21 protein-coding genes and 2 pseudogenes are annotated in these 26,083 nt (G+C 48.2%); 3 read left to right on the top strand and 20 right to left on the bottom strand.

All coding sequences use genetic code 11. The annotated features are described in order from the left end of the window. The 7 genes and pseudogenes from DW965_RS03625 to glgB form a co-directional block, all read right to left on the bottom strand. Positions 1 to 344 (bottom strand): annotated as a pseudogene (locus DW965_RS03625) (hypothetical protein); the annotation flags it as partial. A 71-nt stretch (positions 345 to 415) separates the two neighbouring features. Continuing rightward, positions 416 to 727: a L7Ae/L30e/S12e/Gadd45 family ribosomal protein gene (locus DW965_RS03630; RefSeq protein WP_055221524.1), complete on the bottom strand. Its 312-nt coding sequence runs from the start codon at positions 725 to 727 to the stop codon at positions 416 to 418. After that, positions 711 to 989 carry an RNase P modulator RnpM gene (gene rnpM / locus DW965_RS03635; protein ID WP_022462929.1) on the bottom strand — a complete coding sequence of 93 codons (279 nt, stop codon included), beginning with the start codon at positions 987 to 989 and terminating at the stop codon, positions 711 to 713. Before rnpM ends, DW965_RS03630 begins: the two co-directional genes overlap by 17 nt. Before the next feature lie 30 nt (positions 990 to 1,019). Further along, positions 1,020 to 2,204 carry a transcription termination factor NusA gene (nusA, locus tag DW965_RS03640; RefSeq protein WP_055221526.1) on the bottom strand — a complete coding sequence of 395 codons (1,185 nt, stop codon included), beginning with the start codon at positions 2,202 to 2,204 and terminating at the stop codon, positions 1,020 to 1,022. Positions 2,205 to 2,235: 31 nt separating this feature from the next. Then, positions 2,236 to 2,703, bottom strand: a complete 468-nt coding sequence (gene rimP, locus DW965_RS03645; RefSeq protein ID WP_022462927.1) for a ribosome maturation factor RimP — start codon at positions 2,701 to 2,703, stop codon at positions 2,236 to 2,238. Positions 2,704 to 2,869: 166 nt separating this feature from the next. Beyond that, complete coding sequence (locus tag DW965_RS03650) at positions 2,870 to 3,742, bottom strand: mechanosensitive ion channel family protein (RefSeq protein ID WP_055228615.1); 873 nt, start codon at positions 3,740 to 3,742, stop codon at positions 2,870 to 2,872. Positions 3,743 to 3,745: 3 nt separating this feature from the next. Next, positions 3,746 to 6,472 (bottom strand): 1,4-alpha-glucan branching protein GlgB, encoded by a 2,727-nt coding sequence (gene glgB / locus DW965_RS03655; protein WP_119198082.1) that lies wholly within the window; start codon positions 6,470 to 6,472, stop codon positions 3,746 to 3,748. A 101-nt stretch (positions 6,473 to 6,573) separates the two neighbouring features. On the opposite strand from glgB, the gene DW965_RS22430 reads away from it, so the two are divergent. After that, positions 6,574 to 6,828, top strand: a complete 255-nt coding sequence (locus tag DW965_RS22430; protein WP_416388117.1) for a DUF6783 domain-containing protein — start codon at positions 6,574 to 6,576, stop codon at positions 6,826 to 6,828. Here DW965_RS22430 and DW965_RS03660 read toward each other — a convergent pair. The 8 genes from DW965_RS03660 to DW965_RS19630 all read right to left on the bottom strand — a co-directional run bounded on the left by DW965_RS03660 (position 6,753) and on the right by DW965_RS19630 (position 16,286). Next, positions 6,753 to 7,988, bottom strand: a complete 1,236-nt coding sequence (locus tag DW965_RS03660; protein WP_119198044.1) for a hypothetical protein — start codon at positions 7,986 to 7,988, stop codon at positions 6,753 to 6,755. The two genes, DW965_RS22430 and DW965_RS03660, sit on opposite strands and share 76 nt — an antisense overlap. Positions 7,989 to 8,329: 341 nt before the next feature. Further along, positions 8,330 to 9,634: an ATP-binding cassette domain-containing protein gene (locus tag DW965_RS03665; protein ID WP_270423095.1), complete on the bottom strand. Its 1,305-nt coding sequence runs from the start codon at positions 9,632 to 9,634 to the stop codon at positions 8,330 to 8,332. Positions 9,635 to 9,646: 12 nt separating this feature from the next. Further along, the gene (oppD, locus tag DW965_RS20480) at positions 9,647 to 11,395 is read right to left on the bottom strand and encodes an oligopeptide ABC transporter ATP-binding protein OppD (protein ID WP_119198045.1); all 1,749 of its coding nucleotides are present in this window, start codon (positions 11,393 to 11,395) and stop codon (positions 9,647 to 9,649) included. A 13-nt stretch (positions 11,396 to 11,408) separates the two neighbouring features. Continuing rightward, positions 11,409 to 12,377, bottom strand: coding sequence for an ABC transporter permease (locus DW965_RS03675; RefSeq protein WP_022461048.1), 969 nt, complete (start codon positions 12,375 to 12,377; stop codon positions 11,409 to 11,411). Between the two features lie 6 nt (positions 12,378 to 12,383). Further along, the gene (locus DW965_RS19620) at positions 12,384 to 13,169 is read right to left on the bottom strand and encodes an ABC transporter permease (protein WP_243036347.1); all 786 of its coding nucleotides are present in this window, start codon (positions 13,167 to 13,169) and stop codon (positions 12,384 to 12,386) included. After that, entirely contained in the window at positions 13,127 to 13,954 is an 828-nt protein-coding gene (locus tag DW965_RS19625; protein ID WP_243036349.1) for a hypothetical protein, read from the bottom strand. Before DW965_RS19625 ends, DW965_RS19620 begins: the two co-directional genes overlap by 43 nt. A gap of 119 nt (positions 13,955 to 14,073) precedes the next feature. Continuing rightward, positions 14,074 to 15,978, bottom strand: a complete 1,905-nt coding sequence (locus DW965_RS03685) for an ABC transporter substrate-binding protein (RefSeq protein ID WP_243036350.1) — start codon at positions 15,976 to 15,978, stop codon at positions 14,074 to 14,076. Continuing rightward, complete coding sequence (locus DW965_RS19630; protein WP_243036351.1) at positions 15,978 to 16,286, bottom strand: hypothetical protein; 309 nt, start codon at positions 16,284 to 16,286, stop codon at positions 15,978 to 15,980. Before DW965_RS19630 ends, DW965_RS03685 begins: the two co-directional genes overlap by 1 nt. A gap of 957 nt (positions 16,287 to 17,243) precedes the next feature. On the opposite strand from DW965_RS19630, the gene cysS reads away from it, so the two are divergent. Together cysS and DW965_RS22435 are read left to right on the top strand one after the other, a co-directional pair. Then, positions 17,244 to 18,569: a cysteine--tRNA ligase gene (gene cysS / locus DW965_RS03690; RefSeq protein WP_119198046.1), complete on the top strand. Its 1,326-nt coding sequence runs from the start codon at positions 17,244 to 17,246 to the stop codon at positions 18,567 to 18,569. Beyond that, positions 18,556 to 18,690 (top strand): hypothetical protein, encoded by a 135-nt coding sequence (locus DW965_RS22435; RefSeq protein WP_330420846.1) that lies wholly within the window; start codon positions 18,556 to 18,558, stop codon positions 18,688 to 18,690. The genes cysS and DW965_RS22435 overlap by 14 nt, the downstream gene beginning before the upstream one ends. A gap of 187 nt (positions 18,691 to 18,877) precedes the next feature. Here DW965_RS22435 and DW965_RS03695 read toward each other — a convergent pair whose 3' ends face one another. The 5 genes and pseudogenes from DW965_RS03695 to leuB form a co-directional block, all read right to left on the bottom strand. Continuing rightward, positions 18,878 to 20,041: a phosphoglycerate dehydrogenase gene (locus tag DW965_RS03695; protein WP_119198047.1), complete on the bottom strand. Its 1,164-nt coding sequence runs from the start codon at positions 20,039 to 20,041 to the stop codon at positions 18,878 to 18,880. Next, complete coding sequence (serC, locus tag DW965_RS03700) at positions 20,041 to 21,123, bottom strand: 3-phosphoserine/phosphohydroxythreonine transaminase (protein ID WP_119198048.1); 1,083 nt, start codon at positions 21,121 to 21,123, stop codon at positions 20,041 to 20,043. Before serC ends, DW965_RS03695 begins: the two co-directional genes overlap by 1 nt. Before the next feature lie 184 nt (positions 21,124 to 21,307). Further along, positions 21,308 to 22,996 carry a biosynthetic-type acetolactate synthase large subunit gene (ilvB, locus tag DW965_RS03705; RefSeq protein ID WP_119198049.1) on the bottom strand — a complete coding sequence of 563 codons (1,689 nt, stop codon included), beginning with the start codon at positions 22,994 to 22,996 and terminating at the stop codon, positions 21,308 to 21,310. Positions 22,997 to 23,206: 210 nt separating this feature from the next. Continuing rightward, positions 23,207 to 24,868, bottom strand: coding sequence for a dihydroxy-acid dehydratase (ilvD, locus tag DW965_RS03710; RefSeq protein ID WP_055228625.1), 1,662 nt, complete (start codon positions 24,866 to 24,868; stop codon positions 23,207 to 23,209). Between the two features lie 76 nt (positions 24,869 to 24,944). After that, a pseudogene (gene leuB / locus DW965_RS03715) lies at positions 24,945 to 26,029 on the bottom strand (3-isopropylmalate dehydrogenase). Between the last annotated feature and the right edge of the window lie 54 nt (positions 26,030 to 26,083).

A 26,083-nucleotide genomic window follows, 5' to 3' on the forward strand; every position in this document is an offset into this window, starting at 1 on the left:
TGCGGACGGTCTCCATTGCGGTTCGGACGGTCTCCGTTATTGTTGAAACGGCGCTCTCCCTGCGGACGGTCTCCATTGCGGTTCGGACGATCTCCATTTCCGCCGTTTCCGTTTCCACGGTTCGGACGGTCCTCGCTTCTTCCGTTTCCATTGCGGTTTCCTTCCGGACGGCCGTTTCCGCGGGACGGACGGTCTTTTTTCTGTCCCTGGTTCTTTGTGAACTCTTTTGCTTCTTTACTTGTTGCGTTCTGCGGACGCACAACGGAAATAATTTTCTTTTTCTTCGGTTTTGCCTGCTCTTCCGGTTTCTTCATTTCCATATTTTCTGTATCTTTCTTTTCCAATGATCTTTTCTCCTCTTTCTGCGGTTTTCGTGTTTCCTGCATCCATCCACCGACCTTTCCGGCCTTACGCCTTACGCTTCTGCCAACAATGCTGCTATTTTTTCTGCAAAATGCGCTTCACATACGGCAAGGGAAGAACGGTATTCTCTTCCGATGGCTCTTCCAAGCTGCTCTTTGTCCCCAAAAAGAATGCATGGCACTTTATAGTATGCACACATATTGCGAAATTTCTTCTGTGTATTGGCCGACGCCGTTTCCGCCAGAATGACAAGGTATGCGCTGCCGCTCTTTACGGCCTGCTCGGTCGCAAATTCGCCGCTCGATACCTTACCCGCCTTCATGGCAAGGCCCAGCATGGATAATCCTTTACTTTGACTGTTCAATCTTCGCAAATGCCTCCTTTAACTGCTCATAAACCTCTGATGGAATTTCTGCCTTCAGAGAACGGGAAAGTCCTTTGTTTTTCATTGCTTTCCCCAGACATTCCAGAGAGCAGACATAAGCACCGCGTCCGTTCATTCTTCCGGTTGTGTCCGGAACAATCGTTCCTTCGGTGGTTTTCACCACGCGGATCATTTCTTTTTTGTTTTTCATTTCATTGCAGCCAATGCATTTACGCAGCGGCACTTTACGAACTGTACTCAAATGCTCATCCCGCCTTTGTTTTTATTTTAATTACTCTTCGTCTCCGGCTTTCTCTGCTGTTTCTACATCATTCTCGTCGAAGTCTTCTTCTGCAGAGATGGTTTCCTCCTCTGCTGCGGACTCATCGTAATTGCCCTCTTCCTCGTATTCCTCTTCTTCTACGTAGTCGAAGTCTCCTGCCTCGCGTGCCTGGGTCTCGCTCTTGATGTCGATCTTGAACCCGGTCAGACGTGCGGCAAGTCTTGCGTTCTGTCCCTCTTTACCGATGGCAAGGGAAAGCTGGTAATCCGGAACGATCACTTTTGCGGTCTTCTCATCCGGGTCTGCCATAACGGAGATAACTTTTGCCGGGCTCAGTGCGTTCTCGATCAGGAGTGCCGGGTTCTCATCCCATGTGATGATGTCGATCTTCTCGCCGTTCAGCTCGTTGACAACCGCGTTGACACGGCTTCCGTTCATACCGACGCATGCGCCGACTGCATCGACATTCGGATCGTTGGACCATACTGCCATTTTTGTACGGCTTCCCGCCTCACGGGCAATGCTCTTGATCTCTACGATGCCTTCCGCAACCTCGGAAACCTCAGACTCAAAGAGACGTTTTACGAGTTCCGGATGGGTACGGGATACCATAACCTTCGGTCCCTTGGTTGTATTCTTTACTTCCAGAACGTATACTTTCACACGCTGGGTCGGCTCAAATTTCTCGCCTTTGACCTGCTCGTTCTCGGTCAGCAGAGCGTCTACTTTACCGAGGTTGATGCTGACGTTGCGTCCTACATAGCGCTGTACCACACCGGTAACCACATCGTGCTCTTTCTCGAAGTACTGATCAAACAGAACTTTACGCTCTTCCTCACGGATCTTCTGAAGAATGACGTTTTTGGCATTCTGGGTTGCAATACGGCCGAACTCCTTGGATTTGATTTCTACCGGAACGATATCGCCGAGTTCATAGCGGGAGTCTGCACGTTTTGCATCGGAAAGGGCGATCTCCATGATCGGATCCTGTACCAGATCAACAACGGTTTTCTCTGCTACGACTTTGAAATCACCAGTCTGGGCGTTGATGCTTACCTTTACATTATCTGCTTTGCCAAAATGGTTTTTACAGGCCTGGATCAGCGACTGCTCAATTGCCTCAAGCAGGGTATCTTTGCTGATATTCTTCTCTTTCTCAAGAACTTCAAGGGCCTCCATTAATTCTGTATTCATTTTTCTCTTTTCCTCCTGTATCTGCGTCTGTTTAGAAATCAAATGCTAAACGGATCAATGCAATATCGCTTTTCTGGAAGACGCGCTCTGTTCCGTCCTCCTCCAAAATGGTCACACTGTTATCATCATATGCGGTGAGTATTCCGTAAAATTCCCGGTTTCTCTCGATCGCACGGTATGTCCGGATTTCCAGCTCTTTTCCCATGCTTCTCTTATAGTCTTTCTCTTTTTTCAGCGGACGTCCAAGGCCCGGGGAGCTGACCTCCATGATATAAGCGTCATCGATAAAGTCCTCTGCGTCCAGCCGGTCAGAAAATGCACGGCTGACGATTTCGCAGTCATCCACGGTAATTCCGCCTTCTTTGTCGATGTAAGCACGCAGGTACCAGGTACCGCCCTCTTTGACATACTCCACATCCACCAGTTCAAAACCATTGGCTTCTACAATCGGAGTGATCAGTTCTTCTGCCTTCTGTTCGTATTCTTCTCTTCTGCTCAAATCCTCACCACCTTTTTGATTCAGGGAAACTTTCGAAAAATTCTTTCATTTCCCTGTACACAAGAAAGAGTGGACGAAATCGTCCACTCCTTAACAGTCACTTATTAACAACTTTACTATAGCACCTTTTCCGTGCAATTGCAAGGGTTAATTTTCAAAATATCCTTTATTTATCGCCTTTTCCGGCTTTTTTGTTCGCCGGTTCCGGGCAGATGTGGACATCGAGCTGGTTATACGGGATGGAAATTCCCGCCGCGTCAAACTCTTCTTTGATGCGCTCATTCATTTTCCATTTGACCGGCCAGTAATTTTCCGTTGCGACCCAGGCGCGCAGACCGACCGTGATCGCGCTCTCGCCCAGCTCATCTACGAAAAACTGCTGCTCCTCCGACTGAAAATGCGGCTCCTCCTCAACGAGGCGACGCAGGATGTCCTTCGCTTTTCTGATATCGGACTCATAAGAAATGCCGACTTTGATTTCCAGCTTTCTGCGGTCCATTGCCGTCACGTTGATGATGGTGTGATTCGTAAGATTGGCGTTCGGGATCATGATGGTACGGTTGTCGATGCTGTTGATTGTCGTGTAATACATCTCAATCTTTTTGACCGTTCCCTCCTGGCCTTCGCCCGGGAAGATAATGTAGTCACCGACCTTAAATGGCTTCAGCAGCAGAATCATCACCCCGCCTGCAAAGTTCGAGAGGCCGCCCTGCAATGCCAGGGATACGGCAACGCCGGCGGAGGCGATGGCTGCTGCGATCGACGCTTCGGATACGATGCCGAGCTGAACGATAATGGTCAGCACCAGCAGCGTGTTCAGACTGTATTTCACCATGGAAGCGGTGAAACTGACCACCGCCTCCTCCGTGTGAAAACGCCGCATGTTTTTCCGGATCAGATCGCAGAGCCACAGGATCAGTTTGCGTGCAACCAGAAACAGAATTACTGCAAACACGATCTTCAGCACCAGATCGGCAGCCGAAGAGGCCTTGTCGATCCAGTATTCATAGACGCGTTCCGCCGCTGTCAGATTCACCATGTGTTATCTCTCCTCTGTCTCGAATTTTCTCTGCAGCTCCTCGCCGAGTTCACTCATGCCTGTGCTTTTTTTCGTTTTTGTCTCTGGTTTTGCCTCTAATTTTGCTTCCGACTTGGTTTCCGGCTTTGTTTTCGGCTTTGTAGCCGGCTTCTTTTCCGGATCGGCGGCTGCGCGGTATTTTTCCACGGCTTTTGCTGCCTCTGCCGCTGCGGATTTTCCGGCTTTCACCAGCTTGTCCACCGTCTGCTCTACCGTTTTCACCGGTTTGCTGTCGATCGCCTGCTTTACGGCTTTCTCCACCTTCTCTGTCGCAGTCGTAGTTCCCTGCTTTTTCTCTGCGGTTTTCACCGTTTTTTCCGATACCTTTTTCTCTGCTTTTTGGGCAGTCTTTGTTGTTTTCTTTGCTTTTACTGCTTTTACTGCTTCTTCCGTTTTTCCAGCCGGTTTTCCCTTCTTTCCGGTTTTCTTCTCTGCTGCCGCTTTCGCTGCAGTTTTTGCCTTTGCGCTCTTATTGCTTGCAGCGCCCGTCTCCGGCTTCGTATAAGAAAATACCTGAACAGAAAGCGGTGCGAGTTTTACGGTAATCGAGTTTTTCCGCTCATCGCACTCTGTTTTTTTCGACATTTTCACGCGTGGATTTCCGACGCCTGTTCCGCCATAGCTTTCCGCATCGCTGTTGAACATCTCTTTGTACTTTCCTGGATACGGCACACCAATGCGGAAATCATCGTACTCGACATTCGAGAAGTTGCATACGACAAGCAGCGTATCTTCTTTCTTCCTTGTTCTGCGAAGGAAGATCAGAAGATTCTTTTCCCACTCCATGCCATTGATCCACTCAAAGCCCTCCGGCTTTTCGTCAAGCTGATACAATGCCGGATTTGCTTTGTAGAATGCATGAAGTGCCGCCATATAGTTTTTTAGCTGCAGATGTTCCTTGTCCTCAAGAAGCTCCCAGGACAGGGACTGTTTCTCATTCCACTCTTTTTCCTGTCCGAATTCCTGTCCCATAAACAGAAGCTTCTTTCCGGGATGCACCATCTGATAAGCGTACGCCAGACGAAGATTTGCCATTTTCTGCTCCGGTGTACCCGGCATTTTGGTATACATGGATCCCTTCAGGTGAACCACTTCATCGTGCGACAGACTCAGCATGAATTTCTCCGAATATGCATATACCATAGAAAAAGTCAGCTGGTCGTGATGTGCCCCGCGGTATACCGGATCGTTTTTCATATATTCCGTAAAATCATTCATCCAGCCCATGTTCCACTTGTAGTCGAAGCCAAGTCCTTCATCGTCGAGTTCTCCCGTCACCTTCGGCCATGCGGTCGATTCCTCTGCGATAAGAAGCGCATCCGGGAACTCTTTTTTGAAGATGGAGTTCAGATGTTTTAAAAATTCGATTGCCTCAAGGTTCTCATTTCCGCCGTAGATATTTGCGACCCACTCCCCGTCCTGCTTGCCATAATCAAGATACAGCATCGAGGCAACCGCATCCATACGGATTCCGTCGGCATGGTACTCTTTTGCCCAGAAAAGCGCATTGGCGATCAGGAAGTTCTTTACTTCCGGTCTGCCGTAATTGTAAATCAGTGTGCCCCAGTGTGGGTGGGATCCCTGTCTCGGATCGAAATGCTCATACAGACACGTTCCGTCAAATGCAGAAAGTCCGAAGGTATCGCGCGGGAAGTGTGCCGGTACCCAGTCGAGAATAACACCAATGTCATTCTGATGCATCGTATCCATAAAATAGCGGAAATCATCCGGCGTTCCGTATCGTGCTGTCGGTGCGTAATAGCCCGTTACCTGATAACCCCAGGATTCATCGAGCGGATGCTCCATCACCGGCATCAGCTCAACATGGGTGTAGCCGAGCTCTTTGACGTAGGAAGCCAGCATCGGAGCGATCTCACGGTAGTTATAAAATTCACGGCCATCGTCCGGTTTTTTCCAGGAGCCAAGATGCACTTCATAAACAGAAATCGGCGCTTTGTCGCCCTGTGTGACACCACGCTTCTTCATCCAGTTCTCATCCTGCCAGGCATATTTTCCAAGATCAACCACAACACTCGCATTGTTCGGACGCAGCTGTGCTGCATTCGCGTATGGATCCGATTTCAGATACGTCAGACCGCCCTTTGCCTTAATTTCATATTTATAGATGTCGCCCGCGCGAACACCGGGGATAAAGAGCTCGTAGATTCCGGACTCCAGAAGATTCATCTGATATGCTCTTCCGTCCCAGTTATTGAAATTTCCGACAACACTGACACGGATCGCATTCGGTGCCCAGACAGCGAAGTAAACACCGCTGATACCATCGATCTTTACCGGGTGTGCACCCAGCTTCTCATAGATGGAATAACAGATGCCGTTTTCAAACTGTTTCTGTTCCTGCTCGGTGAACTGCATCGGATAGGCGTACGGATCGTAATGCTCCATCTGGTTTCCGTCGCCGTCCCAGTAGATCAGCGTATAGGACGGAATTTTCTTTCCTGGAAGCAGCACAGCGAAAAATCCCGCCTCATCCTCGCAAACCATCTCGGTCTGTTTTCCGTCGCGGATCGTATGTACGGCTGCACGGGTTGCGCCCGGGAAAAACGCCTGAATCAAAATACCATCCTCCGTTACGCGCGGTCCCAAGATGTCTCTTGGATGATTTTCCTCGGAATAGACCACGGCTTCTATTTCCGCCCAATCCATATAATCGTATAATTTTTCTTCCATTTTCAAAATTATAACCCCTCCTTTTTTATTTTACGTGCTCTCGCTGCTGCTTCCCCCATACAAAATCGCATAAAAAAGCACTCATTCATGCCAGAGCGTGTTTGAAAAAAGCTTTTCGTGAGCTGCGAGTCCCATTTTCAGCCCAAACGGTCTGCAGCAACCGGATAAGGTCAAAACAGATCGCGAAGTGGGGCTTGCAGATTGTGGAAATGATTTTTCAAATTCTGTTTTTATTCTACCATCCTAACTGCGATTGTACAATGCAAATCTGGTTTGTTTTTTATTCATTTCCTACGATTACGGCAAGATCTTCATCTGTCGTCTGCATCTCATCGTCCTCAAACCAGATGCTGTAAATGTTCTGTGAAGTCAGTGTTTCCAGGGACTCCCTGGAAAGCGATTCGGCCTGATAATCAGAAAATGCTGCAAGCAGCGTATTGGCACAGCCATATTCACCGGAATAGACGATCAGTTCGGATGCTGCTGTGTGGTCTTTTCCGTCTGCCGCGCTAAGATACGGCGTGCACATCGTTTTGTCCTGATACTGATAATAGCGGTACGCATCCGGGCTGCCCGCCTGGTAAGCGTGGAAAAACACGATGCTTTTCGGTCCTTCATACGTCATTGTTCCGTATGACTGGATTTCGTTCCCGGAAAGATGATACAGCGGATACCGGTACTCTTTTTCTCCCGTTTCATCGAGACAGCGCACGAAACCGTCCTTACTGGAAATAATGCCGAGCTGATAGCCCTCGCCGCGAATCGTATCCGCCAGATAATCAATCAAAAAAGCATTTTTCATCCAGAAAAAGTCGAGATATGCGGTATAGCCCATCTCTGCGGCATACGCCTGATACGCGTCTGACACATGCAGACAGACCTGGTTTTCCCCTGACAGCTCCAGTGAAATATCATCCGGGTTCTGTGTAAAGGCAGCAACTGCTGCCGTTTCTTCTGATGCCGCATCGTTCCGGTTCGGATCAAACTGCGCTGCAGCCGCATCATCATTGCTGGCGCAGAGATTTTCCAGGGACGCATACAGCGGTCCCAGATAAATTTCCCGGCAATTGGCATCGGATACTTTTTTCAGTGCATCGTATAAAACCGGATCTACCGTCAGCACTTCATTTGGATGTTGGTTGATATCATACAGGTTTGTCACATCCTCAAAGCTCTCATCTATATTGAAAAGCCGGTAGCCTTTCACCGCCGCATCTGTGTAAAGCAGCGAAAGTGCCTTTGCCTCCCCGCCTGCGGAAACCCCGCTTGCGCCAACGTTATATTTCAAGGTAAAATCCTCACCGCAGTTCAAATCCGCGCCTGCCTTTACACTGATCTCACGCCAGCCGGAATCTCCGTGCAGAAAGTTCATAAAACCATACACCAGAAAACCGGATCCAATCGCCAGAAGCAGTACTACAAGCAGGATGCGCCGTCCGACATTTTTTTCGGAAAGCCAGACCTTCTGTACCGGCTTTGGCAGCCGTCTGTTCGGATCTTTTACTGTTCTTCCCATTCTGTTGCTCCTCTTTCCTTTTATTTTCTTTTTTGCTGTGATTTATTGTCCCAAAAAACACATCTCCCGTCAAGTAAAATCGGAACGGAATTCTTCTCACGCTTCTCTTTTGTGAACCGGCATAAGAAAGCGTTCTGCCCGGAAGGCTTTTTGATTTGCAGGAAAGTTCAACGAAGCTTCCTGTAAACTATGAGAAACACGCTCCGCGAGTTTCTCAAGTTATCGCGGCAGTCGCCAAGGTCTCGTGCAAGCACGGACTTTGGCTCGTTGCTCGCGTAAATCAAAAAAAGCGGCACCGGAACCTTTTTTCTGGTTCCGGGCCACTTTTTCTTTCCTGTCCACTATAGGGCAACTAAAATCAATGCAATGATAAAGATCAGGAGAATCACGGCCAGTACGGCGAATCCGTACAGCGCGCCCTGCTTACATGCTTTGTAGTTGTGATAGTACTGTTTCTTTTTGTATACCATCGCTGCGATGATACCGATGATCGGGAAGAAGAATGACAGCACTTTGTACCAGACGCTTCCGGTATCGTGAACCGGAGTTTTCAGGAATTCATCTTCTGCCTTGGAAAGATGAACCTCGTGGTTCTCCTCTTTTACTTCCTCGCCAGGCTTTCGGATGGTGATCGGCTGCAGCGGCTCTCCCTTTTCACGGAGTGCCTTGTACTCTTCGATCTCTTTTTTATTTCCATATACAAAGTGGTTGTGTCCGATATCCACGAATTCCGGTTTGTCCACGGAATAATCATGGATGGACGGGTCGTAGGTGTACAGCACCTTATTCTTCTCGAGCTGCGGATCCGGAATCGGAATCGCAGAAATCAGAGAATGCGTGTATGGGTGCAGCGGGAAGTTAAACAGCTCCTCTGCATCCGCAACCTCTACGATATTTCCTTTGTAGATAACACCGATACGGTCGGAAATGAACCGAACGATGGAAAGGTCATGAGCAATAAACAGATAAGTAACCTGTTTTTCTCTCTGGAATTTTTTCAGCAGATTGAGGACCTGGGCACGGATCGATACGTCCAGTGCGGAGATCGGCTCATCGGCTACAACAAGCTCCGGCTCCATAACCATGGCACGGGCCAAACCAATACGCTGGCGCTGTCCACCGGAGAACTCATGTGGGTAACGGGTCAGGTGCTCCGGCAGAAGACCAACTTCGTTGATCATGTTCTCTACCTTTTTCACACGGTCTGCCTCGTTCTCGTACAGATGGAAGTTGTAAAGACCCTCGGATACGATGTAATCGACCGTCGCACGCTCATTTAACGATGCGGCAGGATCCTGGAATACCATCTGAATGTTTCGGATAACCTCCCGGTCCAGGGAATGCGGAATCTTGCCGGAAATTTTAACACCCTTGTACAGGATCTCTCCTGCGGAACACGGGTTGACACGAATGACCGCACGGCCGATCGTGGTCTTTCCGGAACCGGACTCGCCTACGAGGGAGAAGGTTTCTCCCTTATAGATGTCAAAAGAAGCATTTTTTACCGCTTTGACTGCGTCATCGCCCTTGCCGAAAGTGATATCTACATTTTTTACCTGCAGTAAGATTTCTCTTCCATTTTCGTCAATCGGACCATGCTCCGGCAGATGCGAAACAGTGGTCTTGCTTTCCTGCTTTGTAGACACTTTCAAACTCTCCTATAAGTTATATGCTTTTAACAGTTTTTCGTGAATATTCTGAATAGCTTCCGGTTTTTCTGTCTTCGGCGCTCTCGGATCCAGCAGCCATGTCTTGGCATAGTGGGTATCCGTTACCTTGAACATCGGCGGCTCCTCCAGAGTATCAATCTTCAGACAGTACTGGTTACGCGGTGCAAACGGGTCTCCGATAATCTTATTGTACAGAGACGGCGGCGTACCGGTAATGGAAAACAGCTTTGTATTCCGCTCCGCAAGCTGCGGCAGGGAAGAAAGCAGCGCCCAGGTGTACGGATGGCGCGGATCGTAGAACAGCTCTTCTACGTTCGCAAACTCGATGATCTGTCCTGCGTACAGAACGGCAACACGGTCTGCGATATTCGCTACGACACCAAGGTCGTGGGTAATAAACACGATGGTGTAGTTGTACTCTTTCTGAAGATCCTTGATCAGCTTCAGGATCTGTGCCTGAATCGTAACGTCCAGCGCAGTTGTCGGCTCATCGCAGATCAGAATCTTCGGACGGCAGGAAAGTGCAATCGCAATAACGATACGCTGTCTCATACCGCCGGAATACTGGAACGGATAATCATCGAAACGCTGCTCTGCGTTCGGAATACCAACCTTTTCCATCAGCTCAAGCGCCTGTGCTCTCGCTTCCACCTCGCTAACATTCTGATGCTTCATGATAACAGAAGTGATCTGTTTTCCGATTGTGATAATCGGGTTCAGGGAAGTCATCGGATCCTGGAATACGGTTGCAATTTTCTTGCCGCGGATCTGGCCCCAGTCATTCGGATCCTGGATTTTTGCCAGGTTAATGATACAGGTTCCATGAAGCTGCTCCGGCGTTTCATCCAGATAGCGTACACGGAAAGTTGCCTGGTCGAAAACGCTGTTCCGTTTCTGCTCATCGTTCAGATCCACACCGCGCTCCATTGCAGCTTTGAATGCCTCGTGCAGCTTTTTAATCATGCGGACTTTTTTGCGCAGTTTGTAACGTCCGACGGAAAGATAAATCTCTTTGGCAAGAATCTCGTTTCTCTTTCTCGTCTCGTCCGTAATTTCTTTTGCTGTCAGGCCGGCGTACTCTTTTTTGTACTCTGCCATCTTTGCATCATATGCCTGTTTGTAGGCCGTATCGTTCATGGCAGCCTGTTTGTGAGCCTTGATTTTTTCCTCTTTTGCTTTCTGCAGAGCCTTAATTTCTCCATCCAGTCTGGAAATCTCGGCGGATGTCTCTTTAACCTTCGCTTTTTCTTTGGAAGTATCGAGTGTCTGCTTGTAGTTGAAAAGTTCGGTTCTCTTTACTACGAGTTTCTTAATTTCAGCATCTGCTTTCTCGCGCTCTTCCTCGCTCAGTGTCATTTTTTCTTCTTTTTCCTGCTCCAGAGCCTTCATTTTCAGAAATACTTCTGAACCATATTCCAGTTTGGAATAGTCATTCAGCTTTTCCCAGGTGGATGCGATGGTCTTTTTCGCATAAGAGTTCAGCGGCACAACGGTATCGCTCAGCTCGGCATCGTTAAAAATGATATCTCCCTGGTCGATGAAGCCGTTGCTGTCCAGCATTCCCGCAAACGCTTTTGTGAATACGGATTTACCGGCGCCGGACTCTCCTACGATAGCAATGGACTCGTTCTCGTAAATATCCAGCGTTACGCCCCGAATTGCCGTCAGGATACGGCCGCGGACACGGAATTTTACCTGTAAGTCCTTAATCGATAATAATACTTTTTTATCTTCCATGCGGCTTTCCTTCCTACATATGTGTTCTCGGGTCGGACGCATCTCCAAGGTTCTGTCCAACTACATATAATACTACGGTGATAATTGAAGCGACAACAACCGGACTCCAGAATTCGAATCCCCATCCCGGTGTCAGCATGGCGCCCTCAGCCTCATAAATCAGTCTTCCCAGAGACATGTCAGAAAGTCCCATACCGATGTAAGCCAGGAACACCTCGTAAGAGATGTAGGACGGAATCTCAGTTGCCGCCAGAGTAACAATGACAGATGTCATAAACGGGAGAATATTCTTCATCGCAATGCGGAAAATCGAAGTTCCAAGACATTTCGATGCCAGATTATACTCTCTGTCACGGATGATAACGACCTGCGTACGGATAAAGTACGCGATGGCAAGCCATCCGGTAACGGTCAGTGCAAATACCATGGTCCAGAAGCTCGGAGAAAAAATAAGCACCAGGACGGAGATCAGAAGTACATACGGAATATTTCCGATGATGTTGTAAACCTCCATCATGAAAACGTCAACCTTCTTCGAAAATCCCCAGACAGATCCGACAATTACACCAATCGAAAGGTTGATGAGCGCACAGATAAACGCCAGGGAAACTGAAATTCTGGAACCAAACCAGACAGCGTCAAATGTCGACTGTCCGGAAGCACCGGATCCTAAAATCCAGTGAATATTGAATCCAAGCTGCTGCAAGGCTTTGCTTGGAGACAGATGTTTTGTCGCGCCGTTCATCAGATTGGCGAAACGGTCGTACTCCACAAAGAGCGGATACACATACGTCATCAGCAGAATCACACCCAGGAGGCAAAGTACGGCAATATTGATTTTTTTCTTAAAAAATACGCGGAACACGGAATGCCAGTAGGAATATCTCGGAGCCGTAATTTTCTCAGACTCCAGAGAGCTGTTATCTACAGGAGAAAACAGTTCTTCCTCAGACAGACCGAATTTATCTAAATCATAATTCATAAGTCCCTACCTGTCTTTCGTTGAGAATGAGATTCGCGGATCCACCATGGACATCAAAACGTCGCCCAGGATGATGGAAATCACGGAGAGCACTGCGTAGAACAGTGTAACACCTACGATAACACCATTATCATATTTGCTGATTGCTTCGGTCAGCAGATTACCGGCACCAGGTACTACGTACACACGCTCGGTGATGATGGCTCCGGTCAGTGCGAACAGTACGCTCGCCGGAACACCCTGCACGATCGGAATCGCTGCATTCTTCAAAATGTGTTTCGTAAAGATTTCTCCCTCTGTCAGACCACCGGATCTTGCGAATTTTACGTAATCGGAGTTCATCTGGTCGATCATGTATCGACGCAGCCATTTCATCAGGTTTGCCACCTGCGGCAGTGCCAGGGAAACGATCGGCAGAATATACATCAGCTTGCTCTTCGAATCCATGTCAAAGGTGGTCGGCAGACCAATTTTTCCTCCAATTGCTTTAAACAGGAAGATATAGGCCAGTGAAGGTACTGCTATAATAAATACAATATAGATGGTTCCAAGCTGGTCAACCAGTTTGTCTTTCTTTCTCGCCATCAGAATGCCAAGCGGCACTGCGATGAGATAGGAAAGAATTACGGCAATGATACCGATTACAAAGGAATAGCCGATTTTTGATTTACCACTCTTAACTGTATCCACGTTGGTATAGTCATCTGCGAACCGATCGGAATGAACAGCGCTTGCATCCTGAGATTCGCTCATATACGTTGCGCTGTGCAGATCGTCTGCACTGTATTCCACCAGACCGCTTGGTAGGTAATCTCCGATTTTACGTAGGATCCCTGCGCGCGGGTCATGGTCAGTGCTACATCCACACCCTCATTTACGGAATAGGACTTTCCTAAATTTATGGTGATTATATTCTGATGGAAATATGGGAATTTTGAGTCAAAGTACATCAGGTACTTGTGTGTTGTGCCATTTCCCATGATGGCCGGTGAAAATTTCTTTCCCCCATATACCGGATCGTGTAAGGTAAATGTAATCCCCCTCTTACCTTCTACCTTTGCAGCATCGTGAATGCTGTCGATGTCAATCAAACCGGAAAAATATTTTCCGAGACGCGTTGCAAGCGGAATATCCCTGTATGCAAACAGCTGCTGCTGTCCGCCGTTGGCATATTTTTTCTTACCCATCATGATCGCATCGTATCTTCTTACGGTGTAACCTTTTGCTTTATAATAAGCTGTAAATTCCTTTACATATTCAGATACCAGTTCTGAATCCTGGTCTTTCGTTCTTCCGAATGCTACTGCTTTGGATCTCGTATCCTCGTCAATTTCGCCTTTTGCTTTGAGAGCGTTCAAATAATCTGCATAGGTTACATAATCAAGATATCCGTATGTCTCCCACTTCTGATATTTGTACACCTTTTTCTGGTTATTGCTCTGATGGGAATAGGTGGTATCCTGTGCGAAAATCAGATTTCGGTCCATCAGAGAATAGATCATAGTCATAACGCATCCAACGACGATTACTACGGAAACAAGGCCATGCAACAAACGCTTAAAAAGATATTTTGTCATATTCTCTCATTCCTTAACACAATATGACAGGGGAATGGCTTTTTTTGTCCCCATCCCCCTGCCGGTTTATTCATTGGCTTTCAACTATTCTGGTCTTTCCAATTTTACCTTTTCCAAAATTAGAAGATACCGAAACATTTGGTCATGTATCCTTCGTAGTCCGGAAGCATGGTATCCAGATAAGAGCACGGATCACCAAAGTCCGGACCCCATCCGGAGACATCATATACGTCGTAGTTTTGTTCATAACCATAGTTTACATAGTATCCTGCATAGTACCATCCATCCAGGTCTACGGCATCAACCAGATTGATCACAACTTTTCCGCCAAGGGCAGCCTCTACTGATTTCTTGTAGGAGTTTGCTTTGTTGGTGTAAACTTCTACTGCAGACGGATATGGATACTCAATCTGGATCGGGTTGCTCTCATCGATGGTGATACCGTCTTCTGCGAGCTCCTCGATTGCGGTATTCAGTTCTTCTACTGCGTTTTCCGGATTGTACCATCCATCAAAACCATCGCTGGTCTTGTTTTCGGCATCCCATACTTTGATCTTCACGCCGTCGGCGTCGATCTGTTTCTGTACGATTTCACCATAGTAGGTGCCTGCCGGGAAGGTTGTGTCGGTTCCGTTGATCTGAATGGTAGTGTCTTTTGACAGGCTTACGAAATATCCCGGGGTAAAGGTATTTCTAAGGGAAGTATACTTCAGATCCTCGCCAACCTGCTGTGCATTGTAAGCGCCACGATCTGCTGCAAAGCTGATCGCTCTTCTGAAGTGAACGTTCTGCAGTGCTTTGTTTGTTCTCTGGATTTCTTCGTCAGACTTTGTACTCTTTGCTGTTGTTCCGTCGTTGGCATTTGCAGTCGCAGTACGGTTGATATTGTAGAATCCCATGAAGGAAGTAGCGTCGGTATCTGAAACTACTGCGTACTGGTCGTACAGACCTTCGGATTTTGCTGTCTCCATAGTGGAGGTGTTCAGGTTTACATAGTCAACGGTACCTGCTTTTGCATCTGTGTACATTTTGGTAACATCAGACTGGTCATTGAACAGCCAGGTCAGGGTTTTAATGTTTACGTTGTCTTTGTTCCAGTAAGAATCGCTCAGTTTAAATACGATGGTATTTTTCGCTGTAGCGTTGGTTACCAGGTACGGTCCGCAGTATGCGATCGAGTTGGAATCTTTTCCGTACTGATAATCTGCTGCGGAGGAATCGTACTCAGCACCAAATTTACCGCCCTGGGACTGATAGTAGCTTCTGCTCATCGGCATGAAGATGGTGTAGCCAAGCATGGTCATGAAGTAGCTGCATGGCTCTTCCAGTGTGTACTCTACGGTATAGTCATCAACAGCTTTTACACCAACCTCGTCGAAATCGGTAACTTCACCGCTGATGTACTGGGATACGTTTTTGATCACGCCCTGTACCAGGTATTCCAGACCGCCCTGTGCATCACACATGTGCTGCATTCCAGCCACGAAGTCATCTGCTTTTACAGTATCCACTTCACGTCCCTGGGAATCGGTCCATTTTACATCTTTACGAAGGTGGAAGGTATAGGTCAGTCCGTCATCGGATACTTCATAGGATTCTGCCAGTGCCGGCTGCAGAGTTCCCTCTACATCGTACTCCATCAGTCCGTCATAGGTATTGATGATCGCATCGGTATCTGCCGCACGGGAAGTTGCAAGTCCGTCCCATGTTACCGGATCACTCGCATACGGCATGGAGAAGCTGTCTTTTAAGGTGTAACCTTTTCCTGCCAGATATTCTTTTACCCAGCTCTCATAGGTTCCTGTTCCTTTGAGCTCATCCCATTTTGCTCTCATCTCGTTGTAATCTTCTGCTTTGATAAAGTCAGTTGTTACAACATACTGATGATAACGGTCTTTATCGCTTCCCCAAAGGGTATAGTCCTTGGTGCGCGGAGCCATTCTGTACATCGCGTACGTACCACCTCTTGAGGTGAGCGGGTACATCATGGCGGACTCCATCAGTTTTCCCTCGGCAACTGCCATCAGGCATATCTCTCATCCACCGTTTCTGCTTCCTTTGCAGTAGCAAGTGCATCGTTGAAATCGCCCAGTGCCTCGTTATAGAGCTCTGTGCTGGTCTCGTCGTATCCTTCCGGCATTTCGGACTCCTCTGCCTCGGCTTCGCTCTCACTGCTTGCAGATGCGCTTGCATCGCTTTCGGAAGATGCGCTGCTGCTTACGCTTACACTCTCATCCGCCGGATCAGAACTTCCGCTGCCGGAATTTCCACAGGCAACCAGGCTTGCAGTCATACTCATAACAAGTAATGCGCTTACAATTTTTCTTTTCATAATTTCTTCCTAACTCCTTTCATGGATTCGCGTTGTTTTTGCATCATCCGGACATTTGCCGGAACGCTTCGCCATTCCACCGTTTTTCATTTTGGCACTTTACCACATCAAAACGAATAGCACAAAAAGGAGATGCGTCCAACAAGATTTGTTTTCTTCATCCCTCATGCCCGTACATTTGTCCGTTTGTCCAAAAACAACTGGGTTCATTATAACCCGAACTCTCTCTGTTTGTCAATATCCGATGCAGGAGAAAAGTGTATAAACTGCATTTAAAGTAATCAAAATCCTCTATTTTCCTCTTTTTGGGTATTGTTCTGATGCCGTTTTTCTATTTTCCTGTATTCTTCGGTTTTAGAATAAAAAAAGATTACACAAATAATTGTTTCTTTCCATTTGCGTTCTGCAGCACTGTCTTTTTGTATTTGTTTCAGATTTTGCTCCGGGAAAGAATCCTGCCGGACGCAAAAACAGACTTCTGAAAATCACATTTCTTCTTATTTAAGAGCGTCATACTGTTTTTTACTTTCGTTTCCTTCTTTTACAAAGCAAAGCCTTCCATGAAGACCGCTCACACCGAAATCACTTTCTTGTTACTGTTCACTCCGTTCTCAGTAACACGCTTCGCGATGCACAGAATTTATGCTAACCGCATAAATTCGCGCTGTATGTCTCGGGATTTTGGCATATTCATGCCAAAACGCCTCGCGGGATAGTAGCGTGTGAACAGTAACACTTTCTTACTTTTTGTCTTCGACAGTCTCCGGACTATTGACAGCAAAAAAAAATCCTGCTAATATTAATTTTAATAAGGAACCAGTGCAGTACACGGAAAACAGGCACCGCACGCGGCGTCTCTGATATCCTTGTCGGATACAGCAGACGCTTTTTTGCTTTCTTGTGTATCATCACTTCTGCATCCGTATCCGCACGAAAAGAAAAAAGGAGACTTCTTTTATGTATCTTTATAATTCTGCAACCCATAAAAAAGCTGAATTCCTGACACACACACCGGGCCGTGTAGAAATGTACACCTGCGGACCTACCGTTTATCATTTTGCGCACATCGGAAACCTGCGCAGTTATATTATGGAGGATGTCCTGGAAAAGGCACTCCGCTATGAAGGCTACGACGTCAACCGTGTCATGAACATCACCGATGTCGGCCATTTAAGCTCCGATGCGGACACCGGCGAGGACAAGATGGTCAAAGGTGCAAAGCGCGAGCACAAAACAGTCATGGAAATCGCACAGTATTACACCGATGCATTCTTTGCGGATTGCAAAAAGCTGAACATCAAGCGCCCGGATGTCGTACAGCCGGCAACGGGATGCATTGACGAATATATCAGAATCATTGAAAAACTGATGGACACCGGCTACGCTTACTTTGCCGGCGGAAATGTTTACTTTGACACCAGCCGTCTCGACCACTACTACGTATTCAACGATCACGACGAGGATGACCTCGCGGTCGGTGTGCGTGAGGGCGTAGAGGAAGATACAAACAAACGCAACAAAAATGATTTCGTTCTCTGGTTTACGAAATCCAAATTTGAGAACCAGGCCTTGAAATGGGATTCCCCGTGGGGCGTCGGTTATCCGGGATGGCACATCGAGTGCTCCGGTATCTCCATGAAATACAATGGCGAATACCTTGACCTGCACTGCGGCGGCGTAGACAATGCATTCCCGCACCACACAAACGAGATTGCACAGTCCGAAAGCTACCTTGGCCACGCCTGGTGCCCGCAGTGGTTCCATGTGCATCACCTGAATACATCGACTGGAAAGATGTCGAAATCGAAAGGTGAGTTTTTAACCGTTTCTCTTCTTGAGGAAAAAGGTTATGATCCTCTCGTCTACCGTTTCTTCTGCCTCCAGTCTCATTACCGTAAGGCGCTTGTCTTCACCTGGGAAAACCTGGACAACGCCAAAATTGCCTACGACAAGCTGATCGCCCGCATCGCCGCTTTAGACCCGAAAGACGGACCGGCCGAGGAAGCTTCTATGACTGCTTTAAAAGAGAAATTCCAGAAAGCGCTCGATGCCGACCTCAACACCTCGCTTGCCATCACAACGCTGTACGATGTGTTAAAAGCAGACATGCATGATGCTGCAAAGCTGGCGCTTCTCGACAGTTTCGATCAGGTACTCGGTCTTTCCCTTCTCGCTCATGCAGAAGCAAAGAGAAAAGAGGCCGCAAAGACAACTTCCGCTTCCACTGCATCCGGTTATCAGATTACCGGCGAGGGAGATCCGGAGATTGATGCGCTCGTTTAAACGATATGAAGCAAAGAAAGCCAAAAACTTTGCGGAAGCAGATAAGATCCGTGACGGTCTGAAAGCACAGGGCATTGAAGTTACCGATGTACGCGGCGGAGCCGTCTGGAAACGGATCTGAAAATCTTTTCGTAACCATACATTACAGGCAAAGAGAACTGTCCCAGGGCAGTTCTCTTTTTTGTGCTATTCTTTACCCAAAGGAAGTCAAACAGCAGTAACTTCTGCCGTTCTTGACAAGAAAAGGCGGTACCCCTGTTTTCGGGCACCGCCTTTTCCTGTCACTTTTTGATTTTCTTTGATTCTCTTTATTTAATGATACGAACCTTTAATACACCATCAACTGCTTCGAGGGCTTTTACTATCTCCTCGGTTGCTTCGCTTTCCAGATCCATCATCGTGTAAGCGTAATCGCCTTTACCTTTGTTTGTCATATCGCTGATGTTGACATCCGCATTACCCATAACGGTTGTGAAGGCTCCCAGCATACCTGGGATATTCTTGTGGCAGATCGTCACACGGCCTGCGCCTGTGCATACGCCCATGCTGCAGTTCGGGAAGTTGACGGAGTTTCTGATGTTTCCGTTCTCAAGGAAATCACGGATTTCCTTGACTGCCATCACAGCACAATTGTCCTCGGATTCTTTGGTGGATGCTCCAAGGTGCGGGGTAACGATCGTTCCCTCTGCACCGACTACCTTCGGATTTGCAAAGTCGGTCACATATTTCTTCATTTTTCCGGCCTTTAAAGCCGCGAGAACAGCATCCTCGTCAACGAGAAGATCTCTTGCATAGTTCAGAAGAACCACGCCGTCTTTCATCTCTTCGATCGCCGCTTTGTTGATCATGCCCTTGGTGCTGTCCAAAAGCGGCACGTGGATGGTGATATAATCGCAGGTGCGATAGATATCTTCTACATTCTGGATGTGATGGATGTCGCGGGACAGGTTCCATGCTGCATCGACAGAGATGTATGGATCATATCCATATACTTCCATACCAAGATGGGTGGCTGCATTTGCCACAAGCTGGCCGATGGCACCAAGGCCGATGATACCGAGTTTCTTTCCGCTGATCTCACAGCCGGCAAATTTCTTTTTCTGTTTTTCTGCTGTCTTTGCGATGTCGCCGTCTTCTTTGTCGCTCTTCACCCATTCAATACCACCTGCGATATCACGGGATGCCAGCAGCATACCGGCAAGTACAAGCTCTTTGACACCATTTGCATTGGCTCCCGGTGTATTGAAGACCACGATACCCTGCTCTGCGCAGTCGGCAAGCGGAATGTTGTTGACACCGGCTCCTGCTCTTGCTACGGCAAGGAGGCTCTTCGGCAACTCCATGCCGTGCATGGCTGCACTTCTGACGAGAACCGCATCGGCTCCCTCCAGGCTCTCGGTCTGCTGATAGTTTTCATTAAAGTTTGCAAGGCCTACGCCTGCAATCGGATTTAAGCAATGATACTGAAACATTAGAGATTTTCCTCCTCGAACTTTTTCATGAAGGCAACAAGTGTCTCAACGCCTTCTTTTGGCATTGCATTGTAGATGCTTGCACGCATACCACCGACGGTACGATGGCCTTTCAGGTTTTCAAGTCCGGCTTCCTTGGACTCTTTGACGAATTTGGCATCCAGATCTGCATTTCCGGTGATAAACGGAACGTTCATTAGAGAACGGTCTTCCGGTACAACGGTTCCTTTGAAGAGCTTGCTCTGATCCAGGAAATCATACAGCAGTTTTGCTTTTTCTTCGTTGCGCTGTTTCATGACTTCCAGTCCGCCCATTTTCTTCAGCCATTTGAACACTTTGCCGCACATGTAGATGCAGTAGCAGTTCGGCGTGTTATACAGAGAGCCTGCGTCTGCATGCGTTTTGAATTTCATCATGGTCGGTGTTCCCGGCAGGACATCGTCGGTAATCAGATCGTCACGGACAATGGAGATGACCATTCCGGCAGGTCCGATGTTTTTCTGGACACCGCCGTAGATGATGCCGTAATCAGAGACATTGACAGGTTCGGAGAGGAAACAGGAGGAGACGTCTGCCACCAGGGTTTTGCCCTTGGTATTCGGCAGTTTTTTGTATTTGGTACCGTAAATGGTGTTGTTTTCGCAGATATAAACATAGTCGGCATCCGGGCTGATCGGAAGATCGCTGCAGTCCGGGATATAGGAAAATGTTTTATCCTCAGAGGAGGCAATTTTGTTTGCCTTTCCGTATTTCTGTGCCTCTGCGTATGCTTTCTTTGCCCACTGGCCTGTTACGATGTAATCTGCGACACCGTTTTTCATCAGGTTCATCGGGATCATGGAAAACTGCAGGGATGCACCGCCCTGGAGAAACAGAACTTTGTAATTTGACGGGATTCCCATCAGATCACGAAGATCTGCTTCTGCCTCATCGATGATGTTCTGGAATACTTTGGAACGGTGGCTCATCTCCATGACGGACATGCCGCATCCGCGGTAATCCAGCATTTCCTCCTGGGCTTCTTTCAACACTTCCTCTGGCAGAACCGCCGGTCCTGCGGAAAAATTATAGACTCTGCTCATTTTTTTGTCCTCCTGTTTCTCTTACTGCTTTATATTACTTGGAAACCACCGTTTCTATACCGGTGGTTTCCATTGTAATCTTATGTATTTTCTTTGTATCTTTTCTTACAAGTATGTAATTCATATGGTAATACGGTATTGCTTTACCACGTTGAAACTATGATACCCCTTTGTCAGAAATCTGTCAATCCTTTTCTTGCTCCTTTTTTGCCAGATCCTCCGCATCGAAAACATCCTCGATCGGTGCTCCGGCCGGAACCATCGGGAATACCTTCTCATCACAGTCAATCCACACATCTATCAGCGCCGGTTTTCCGCTCTCGATTGCTGCACGGATCGCCGGACCCATCTCCTCTTTTTTTGTCACACGGATTCCCTTTACACCGAGCGCCTCGGCAACCTTTACAAAGTCTGCCTGATCCTGCAGAACCGTGTTGGAATACCGCTTTCCGTAGAACAGAGTCTGCCACTGGCGCACCATACCGAGCACGTGGTTATTGACAACAACCTCAATGACCGGAATGTTATGTCTGGAAAGGGTTGCCAGCTCGTTCATGTTCATACGGAAGCAGCCGTCTCCTGCGATGTTGATGACAACCTTGTCCGGGCGTCCCATTTTTGCACCCATCGCTGCTCCAAGACCAAAGCCCATCGTTCCAAGACCGCCTGATGTCAGAAGCGTTCTCGGCTTCGTATAGCGGTAATACTGTGCCGCCCACATCTGGTGCTGGCCGACATCCGTTGTGATAATTGCCTGTCCGTCCGTTGCCTTATAGATCTCCTCGATCACATACGGTCCGGTAAGCCCCTCTTCATGCTTTAACGGGTATTTTTCTTTCATTTCCCTGATCTTTGCAATCCACTCATCATGGTGCATCGGCTCCAGCTTCGCATTCAGCCGTTTTAAGACCTCTTTGACGTCTCCGATGATGCTGTACTCAACCGCAACGTTCTTATTGATTTCTGCGGCATCTACATCGATCTGAACAATTTTCGCATGGTTGGCAAATTTTGCGGCATTTCCGGTGACGCGATCGGAAAATCTTGCCCCGAGTACAATCAGAAGATCGCACTTTGTCACACCGTAGTTTGAGGTTTTTGTTCCATGCATGCCAAGCATGCCGGTGTACAGCTCATCTGTTCCCGGAAATGCTCCTTTTCCCATCAAAGTGTCGCAGACCGGCGACTGGATCCGGTGTGCCAGTTCGCGTACTTCTTCGGATGCACCCGAGATAACACTGCCGCCGCCCACAAAAATGTAGGGACATTTCGACTCCTGAATCATGGATACAACGTGATCCAGTCCTTCTTCTGTGATTCTTTCGGTAAATGGTTCAATTTTTTCCGGTGTTTTCGGCTCGTATTCGCAGGTTGCCGCCGTTACATCCTTGGTAATATCCACCAGTACAGGGCCCGGTCTTCCGCTCTTTGCGATCGTAAACGCACGGCGCAGCGTATCTGCAAGAACGGTGATATCTTTTACAATCACACTGTATTTTGTGATCGGCATTGCGACACCCGCAATGTCAATCTCCTGAAAGCTGTCTTTTCCAAGCAGTGCCTTTCCTACGTTGCAGGTAATCGCTACCATCGGTGTAGAATCCATGTAGGCGGTTGCAATTCCGGTGACAAGATTCGTTGCGCCCGGGCCGCTTGTAGCCATGCAGACGCCTGTTTTTCCAGTAGCACGCGCATATCCGTCCGCCGCATGCGCAGCACCCTGCTCGTGTGAAGTCAGGATATGGTGGATTTCCGGATGACGGTAAAGTTCATCATAGATATTTAAAATGGTTCCGCCCGGATAGCCGAACACGGTATCCACACCCTGCTCCTTCAGGCACTCGATAACAATCTGTGATCCAGTTAATTCCATGTCTGTATGATTCCTTCCTTATGTTTTTCGCTTTGTGTATGAAATCTGTTTATGAAATCAGCCATCCGAGAAAAAGCGCGTTCGGACGGCTGATATGATTTTATGATTTACGCGGGCAACGAGCCAAAGTCCGTGCTTGCACGAGACCTTGGCGACTGCCGCGATAACTATGAGAAACTCGCAGAGCGTGTTTCTCATAGTTTTTCTGAATTAGAACTCCAGAATAGCTCCCTTATTTGCACTGGAAACCATCTTTGCGTAGCGTTTCAGATAGCCTGTCGTTACCTTTGGTTCTCTCGGAGTCCATGCAGCTTTTCTGCGTGCCAGCTCTTCGTCCGATACGACAACTTCCAGCTTATGCTCCGGAATATTGATACGGATGAGATCGCCTTCCTCAACGAGTGCAATCGGACCTCCCTCTGCTGCCTCCGGGCTTACATGACCGATGGACGCACCGCGGGATGCGCCGGAAAAACGGCCGTCTGTGATCAGGGCTACGGAAGAACCAAGTCCCATACCTGCAATGGCAGAAGTCGGATTCAGCATTTCACGCATACCAGGACCGCCCTTTGGTCCCTCATAGCGGATCACAACAACATCGCCTGCCACGATCTTGCCGCCGCGGATTGCCTCGATGGCATCCTCCTCGCAGTCAAAGACTCTGGCCGGGCCTTCATGAACCTGCATCTCCGGAACAACGGCAGAACGTTTGACAACTGCGGTATCCGGTGCCAGGTTTCCTTTCAGAACGGCGATACCGCCGGTCTTGCTGTATGGATTCTCAACCGGGCGGATGATCTCAGGATTTTTATTGACACATCCTTTGATGTTCTCTCCTACGGTCTTTCCGGTTACTGTCATACACTCTGTGTGCAGCAGATTCAGCTTGTTCAGCTCATTCATAACGGCATAAACACCGCCTGCCTCGTTCAGCTCCTCGATGTAGTGGTATCCTGCCGGAGCCAGATGACAGAGGTTCGGGGTCTTCTCGCTGATGGCGTTTGCCATCTCCGGATTCAGCTCTACGCCTGCCTCATGCGCAATGGCCGGCAGATGCAGCATACTGTTGGTGGAACATCCCAGTGCCATATCGACGGTCAGAGCGTTTAAGAATGCTTCTTTTGTCATGATGTCTCTTGGACGGATATCCTGTTTTAACAGCTCCATAACCTGCATACCGGCTCTCTTTGCCAGGCGCAGACGCTCGGAGTATACGGCCGGAATCGTTCCGTTGCCTTTTAAGCCCATACCGAGAACCTCGGTCAGGCAGTTCATGCTGTTTGCGGTGTACATACCGGAGCAGGAACCGCAGGTCGGGCACGCATTGCACTCGAAATCATAGACGTCTTCCTCTGTCATGGTTCCGGCAGCGTAGGAGCCGACTGCCTCGAACATGCTCGAAAGACTTCTCTTCTCGCCTTTTACGTGGCCGGCAAGCATCGGGCCGCCGCTGACAAATACGGTCGGAACATTGACTCTTGCTGCTGCCATCAGAAGACCAGGTACGTTTTTATCACAGTTCGGGATACATACCAGGGCATCAAACTGATGTGCCATTGCCATACACTCGGTGGAATCGGCGATCAGGTCACGGGTAACGAGGGAATATTTCATTCCGATGTGTCCCATGGCGATACCGTCACAGACTGCAATGGCCGGGAATACGATTGGTGTTCCGCCTGCCATGGCAACGCCCATTTTTACAGCCTCTGTAATTTTATCCAGGTTCATGTGGCCCGGTACAATCTCATTGTAGGAGCTTACGATTCCTACGAGCGGTTTTTTCATTTCTTCTTCGGTCAGACCCAGCGCACGCATCAGAGAACGCTGCGGTGCCTGTGCGATTCCTTTTTTTACAGCATCACTTCTCATGATCTTTTCCTCTTTTCTTATCTTACAGTTTTATGCTAGAGTGTGTCTGAAAAACCATTTCCGCAATCTGCAAGCCTCACTCCAGTGCTTTTACCAGCAGATCTCCCATTTCGGATGTAGAAACTCTAGTGCATCCCTCGGACATGATGTCTACGGTGCGGTATCCGCCTTTTAAGATTTTCTGTACAGCATTTTCTACTGCCTCTGCCTCTTTATCGAGATCCAGAGAGTAGCGGAGCATCATGGCCGCGGACAGAACCGTTGCAATCGGGTTTGCAATGTTTTTTCCTGCGATATCCGGTGCAGAGCCGTGACTTGGCTCGTACAGGCCGAATTTTGTCTCGTTCAAACTGGCGGAAGAAAGCATTCCGATGGAACCTGCCACCATACTTGCCTCATCGGAAAGGATATCTCCGAACATGTTTTCTGTCAGAACTACGTCAAACTGGCACGGATTGTGAACAATCTGCATTGCACAGTTATCAACCAGCATATGCTCTAACGTAACGTCCGGATAATCTTTTGCAACATCCTCCACAACAGCTCTCCACAGACGGGAGGAGTCGAGAACATTTGCTTTATCTACACTTGTTACTTTTTTCTTTCTCTTTCTGGCGATGTCGAAGGCACGGATTGCAATACGGCGGATTTCAGGCTCGCTGTAAGTCAGGGTATCCGTTGCTTTTTTGATGCCGTTCTCTTCTACGGTGCTGCGCTCTCCGAAATACAGGCCGCCGGTCAGTTCACGCATGATCAGCATGTCAAAGCCCTCACCGATAATTTCTTCTTTTAACGGGCAGGCATCCTTTAATTCCTGATACAGGTACGCCGGGCGCAGGTTTGCAAACAGGCCTAACGATTTCCGGATTTTTAAAAGTCCGGCCTCCGGGCGCTTATCCGGGCTTAATTTGTACCATGGGGAGGTCTTGGCATCTCCTCCGATGGAGCCCATCAGAACAGCGTCACATTTTTTTGCTTCTTCTATGGTTTCATCTGTCAGCGGCACGCCGTGCACATCAATGGAGCTCCGCCCAGCAGAAGGTTGGTATATTCAAACTTATGTCCATATTTCTCGCAGACAGCGTCCAGAACTTTTTTTGCTTCCTTTACAATTTCCGGTCCGATTCCGTCACCGTGAATTAATCCAATACGGTATTCCATATCTTTCTCCCTCTTTTCTTCCGGCTGAAAAACCGTTCTATTTTCTCTGCGTCT

The organism is Blautia sp. AM47-4, assembly GCF_003479865.1.
GTDB classification, from domain to species: domain Bacteria; phylum Bacillota; class Clostridia; order Lachnospirales; family Lachnospiraceae; genus Fusicatenibacter; species Fusicatenibacter saccharivorans.

Bases quoted from the DNA above. Each gene is read 5' to 3' on its own strand.
- nusA (WP_055221526.1), bottom strand. From the start codon at position 2,204: ATGAATACAGAATTAATGGAGGCCCTTGAAGTTCTTGAGAAAGAGAAG.
- DW965_RS03650 (WP_055228615.1), bottom strand. From the start codon at position 3,742: ATGGTGAATCTGACAGCGGCGGAACGCGTCTATGAATACTGGATCGAC.
- glgB (WP_119198082.1), bottom strand. From the start codon at position 6,472: ATGGAAGAAAAATTATACGATTATATGGATTGGGCGGAAATAGAAGCC.
- DW965_RS03660 (WP_119198044.1), bottom strand. From the start codon at position 7,988: ATGGGAAGAACAGTAAAAGATCCGAACAGACGGCTGCCAAAGCCGGTA.
- oppD (WP_119198045.1), bottom strand. From the start codon at position 11,395: ATGGAAGATAAAAAAGTATTATTATCGATTAAGGACTTACAGGTAAAA.
- DW965_RS03675 (WP_022461048.1), bottom strand. From the start codon at position 12,377: ATGAATTATGATTTAGATAAATTCGGTCTGTCTGAGGAAGAACTGTTT.
- DW965_RS19625 (WP_243036349.1), bottom strand. From the start codon at position 13,954: ATGACAAAATATCTTTTTAAGCGTTTGTTGCATGGCCTTGTTTCCGTA.
- DW965_RS03685 (WP_243036350.1), bottom strand. From the start codon at position 15,978: ATGGCAGTTGCCGAGGGAAAACTGATGGAGTCCGCCATGATGTACCCG.
- DW965_RS19630 (WP_243036351.1), bottom strand. From the start codon at position 16,286: ATGAAAAGAAAAATTGTAAGCGCATTACTTGTTATGAGTATGACTGCA.
- cysS (WP_119198046.1), top strand. From the start codon at position 17,244: ATGTATCTTTATAATTCTGCAACCCATAAAAAAGCTGAATTCCTGACA.
- DW965_RS22435 (WP_330420846.1), top strand. From the start codon at position 18,556: ATGCGCTCGTTTAAACGATATGAAGCAAAGAAAGCCAAAAACTTTGCG.
- DW965_RS03695 (WP_119198047.1), bottom strand. From the start codon at position 20,041: ATGTTTCAGTATCATTGCTTAAATCCGATTGCAGGCGTAGGCCTTGCA.
- serC (WP_119198048.1), bottom strand. From the start codon at position 21,123: ATGAGCAGAGTCTATAATTTTTCCGCAGGACCGGCGGTTCTGCCAGAG.
- ilvB (WP_119198049.1), bottom strand. From the start codon at position 22,996: ATGGAATTAACTGGATCACAGATTGTTATCGAGTGCCTGAAGGAGCAG.
- ilvD (WP_055228625.1), bottom strand. From the start codon at position 24,868: ATGAGAAGTGATGCTGTAAAAAAAGGAATCGCACAGGCACCGCAGCGT.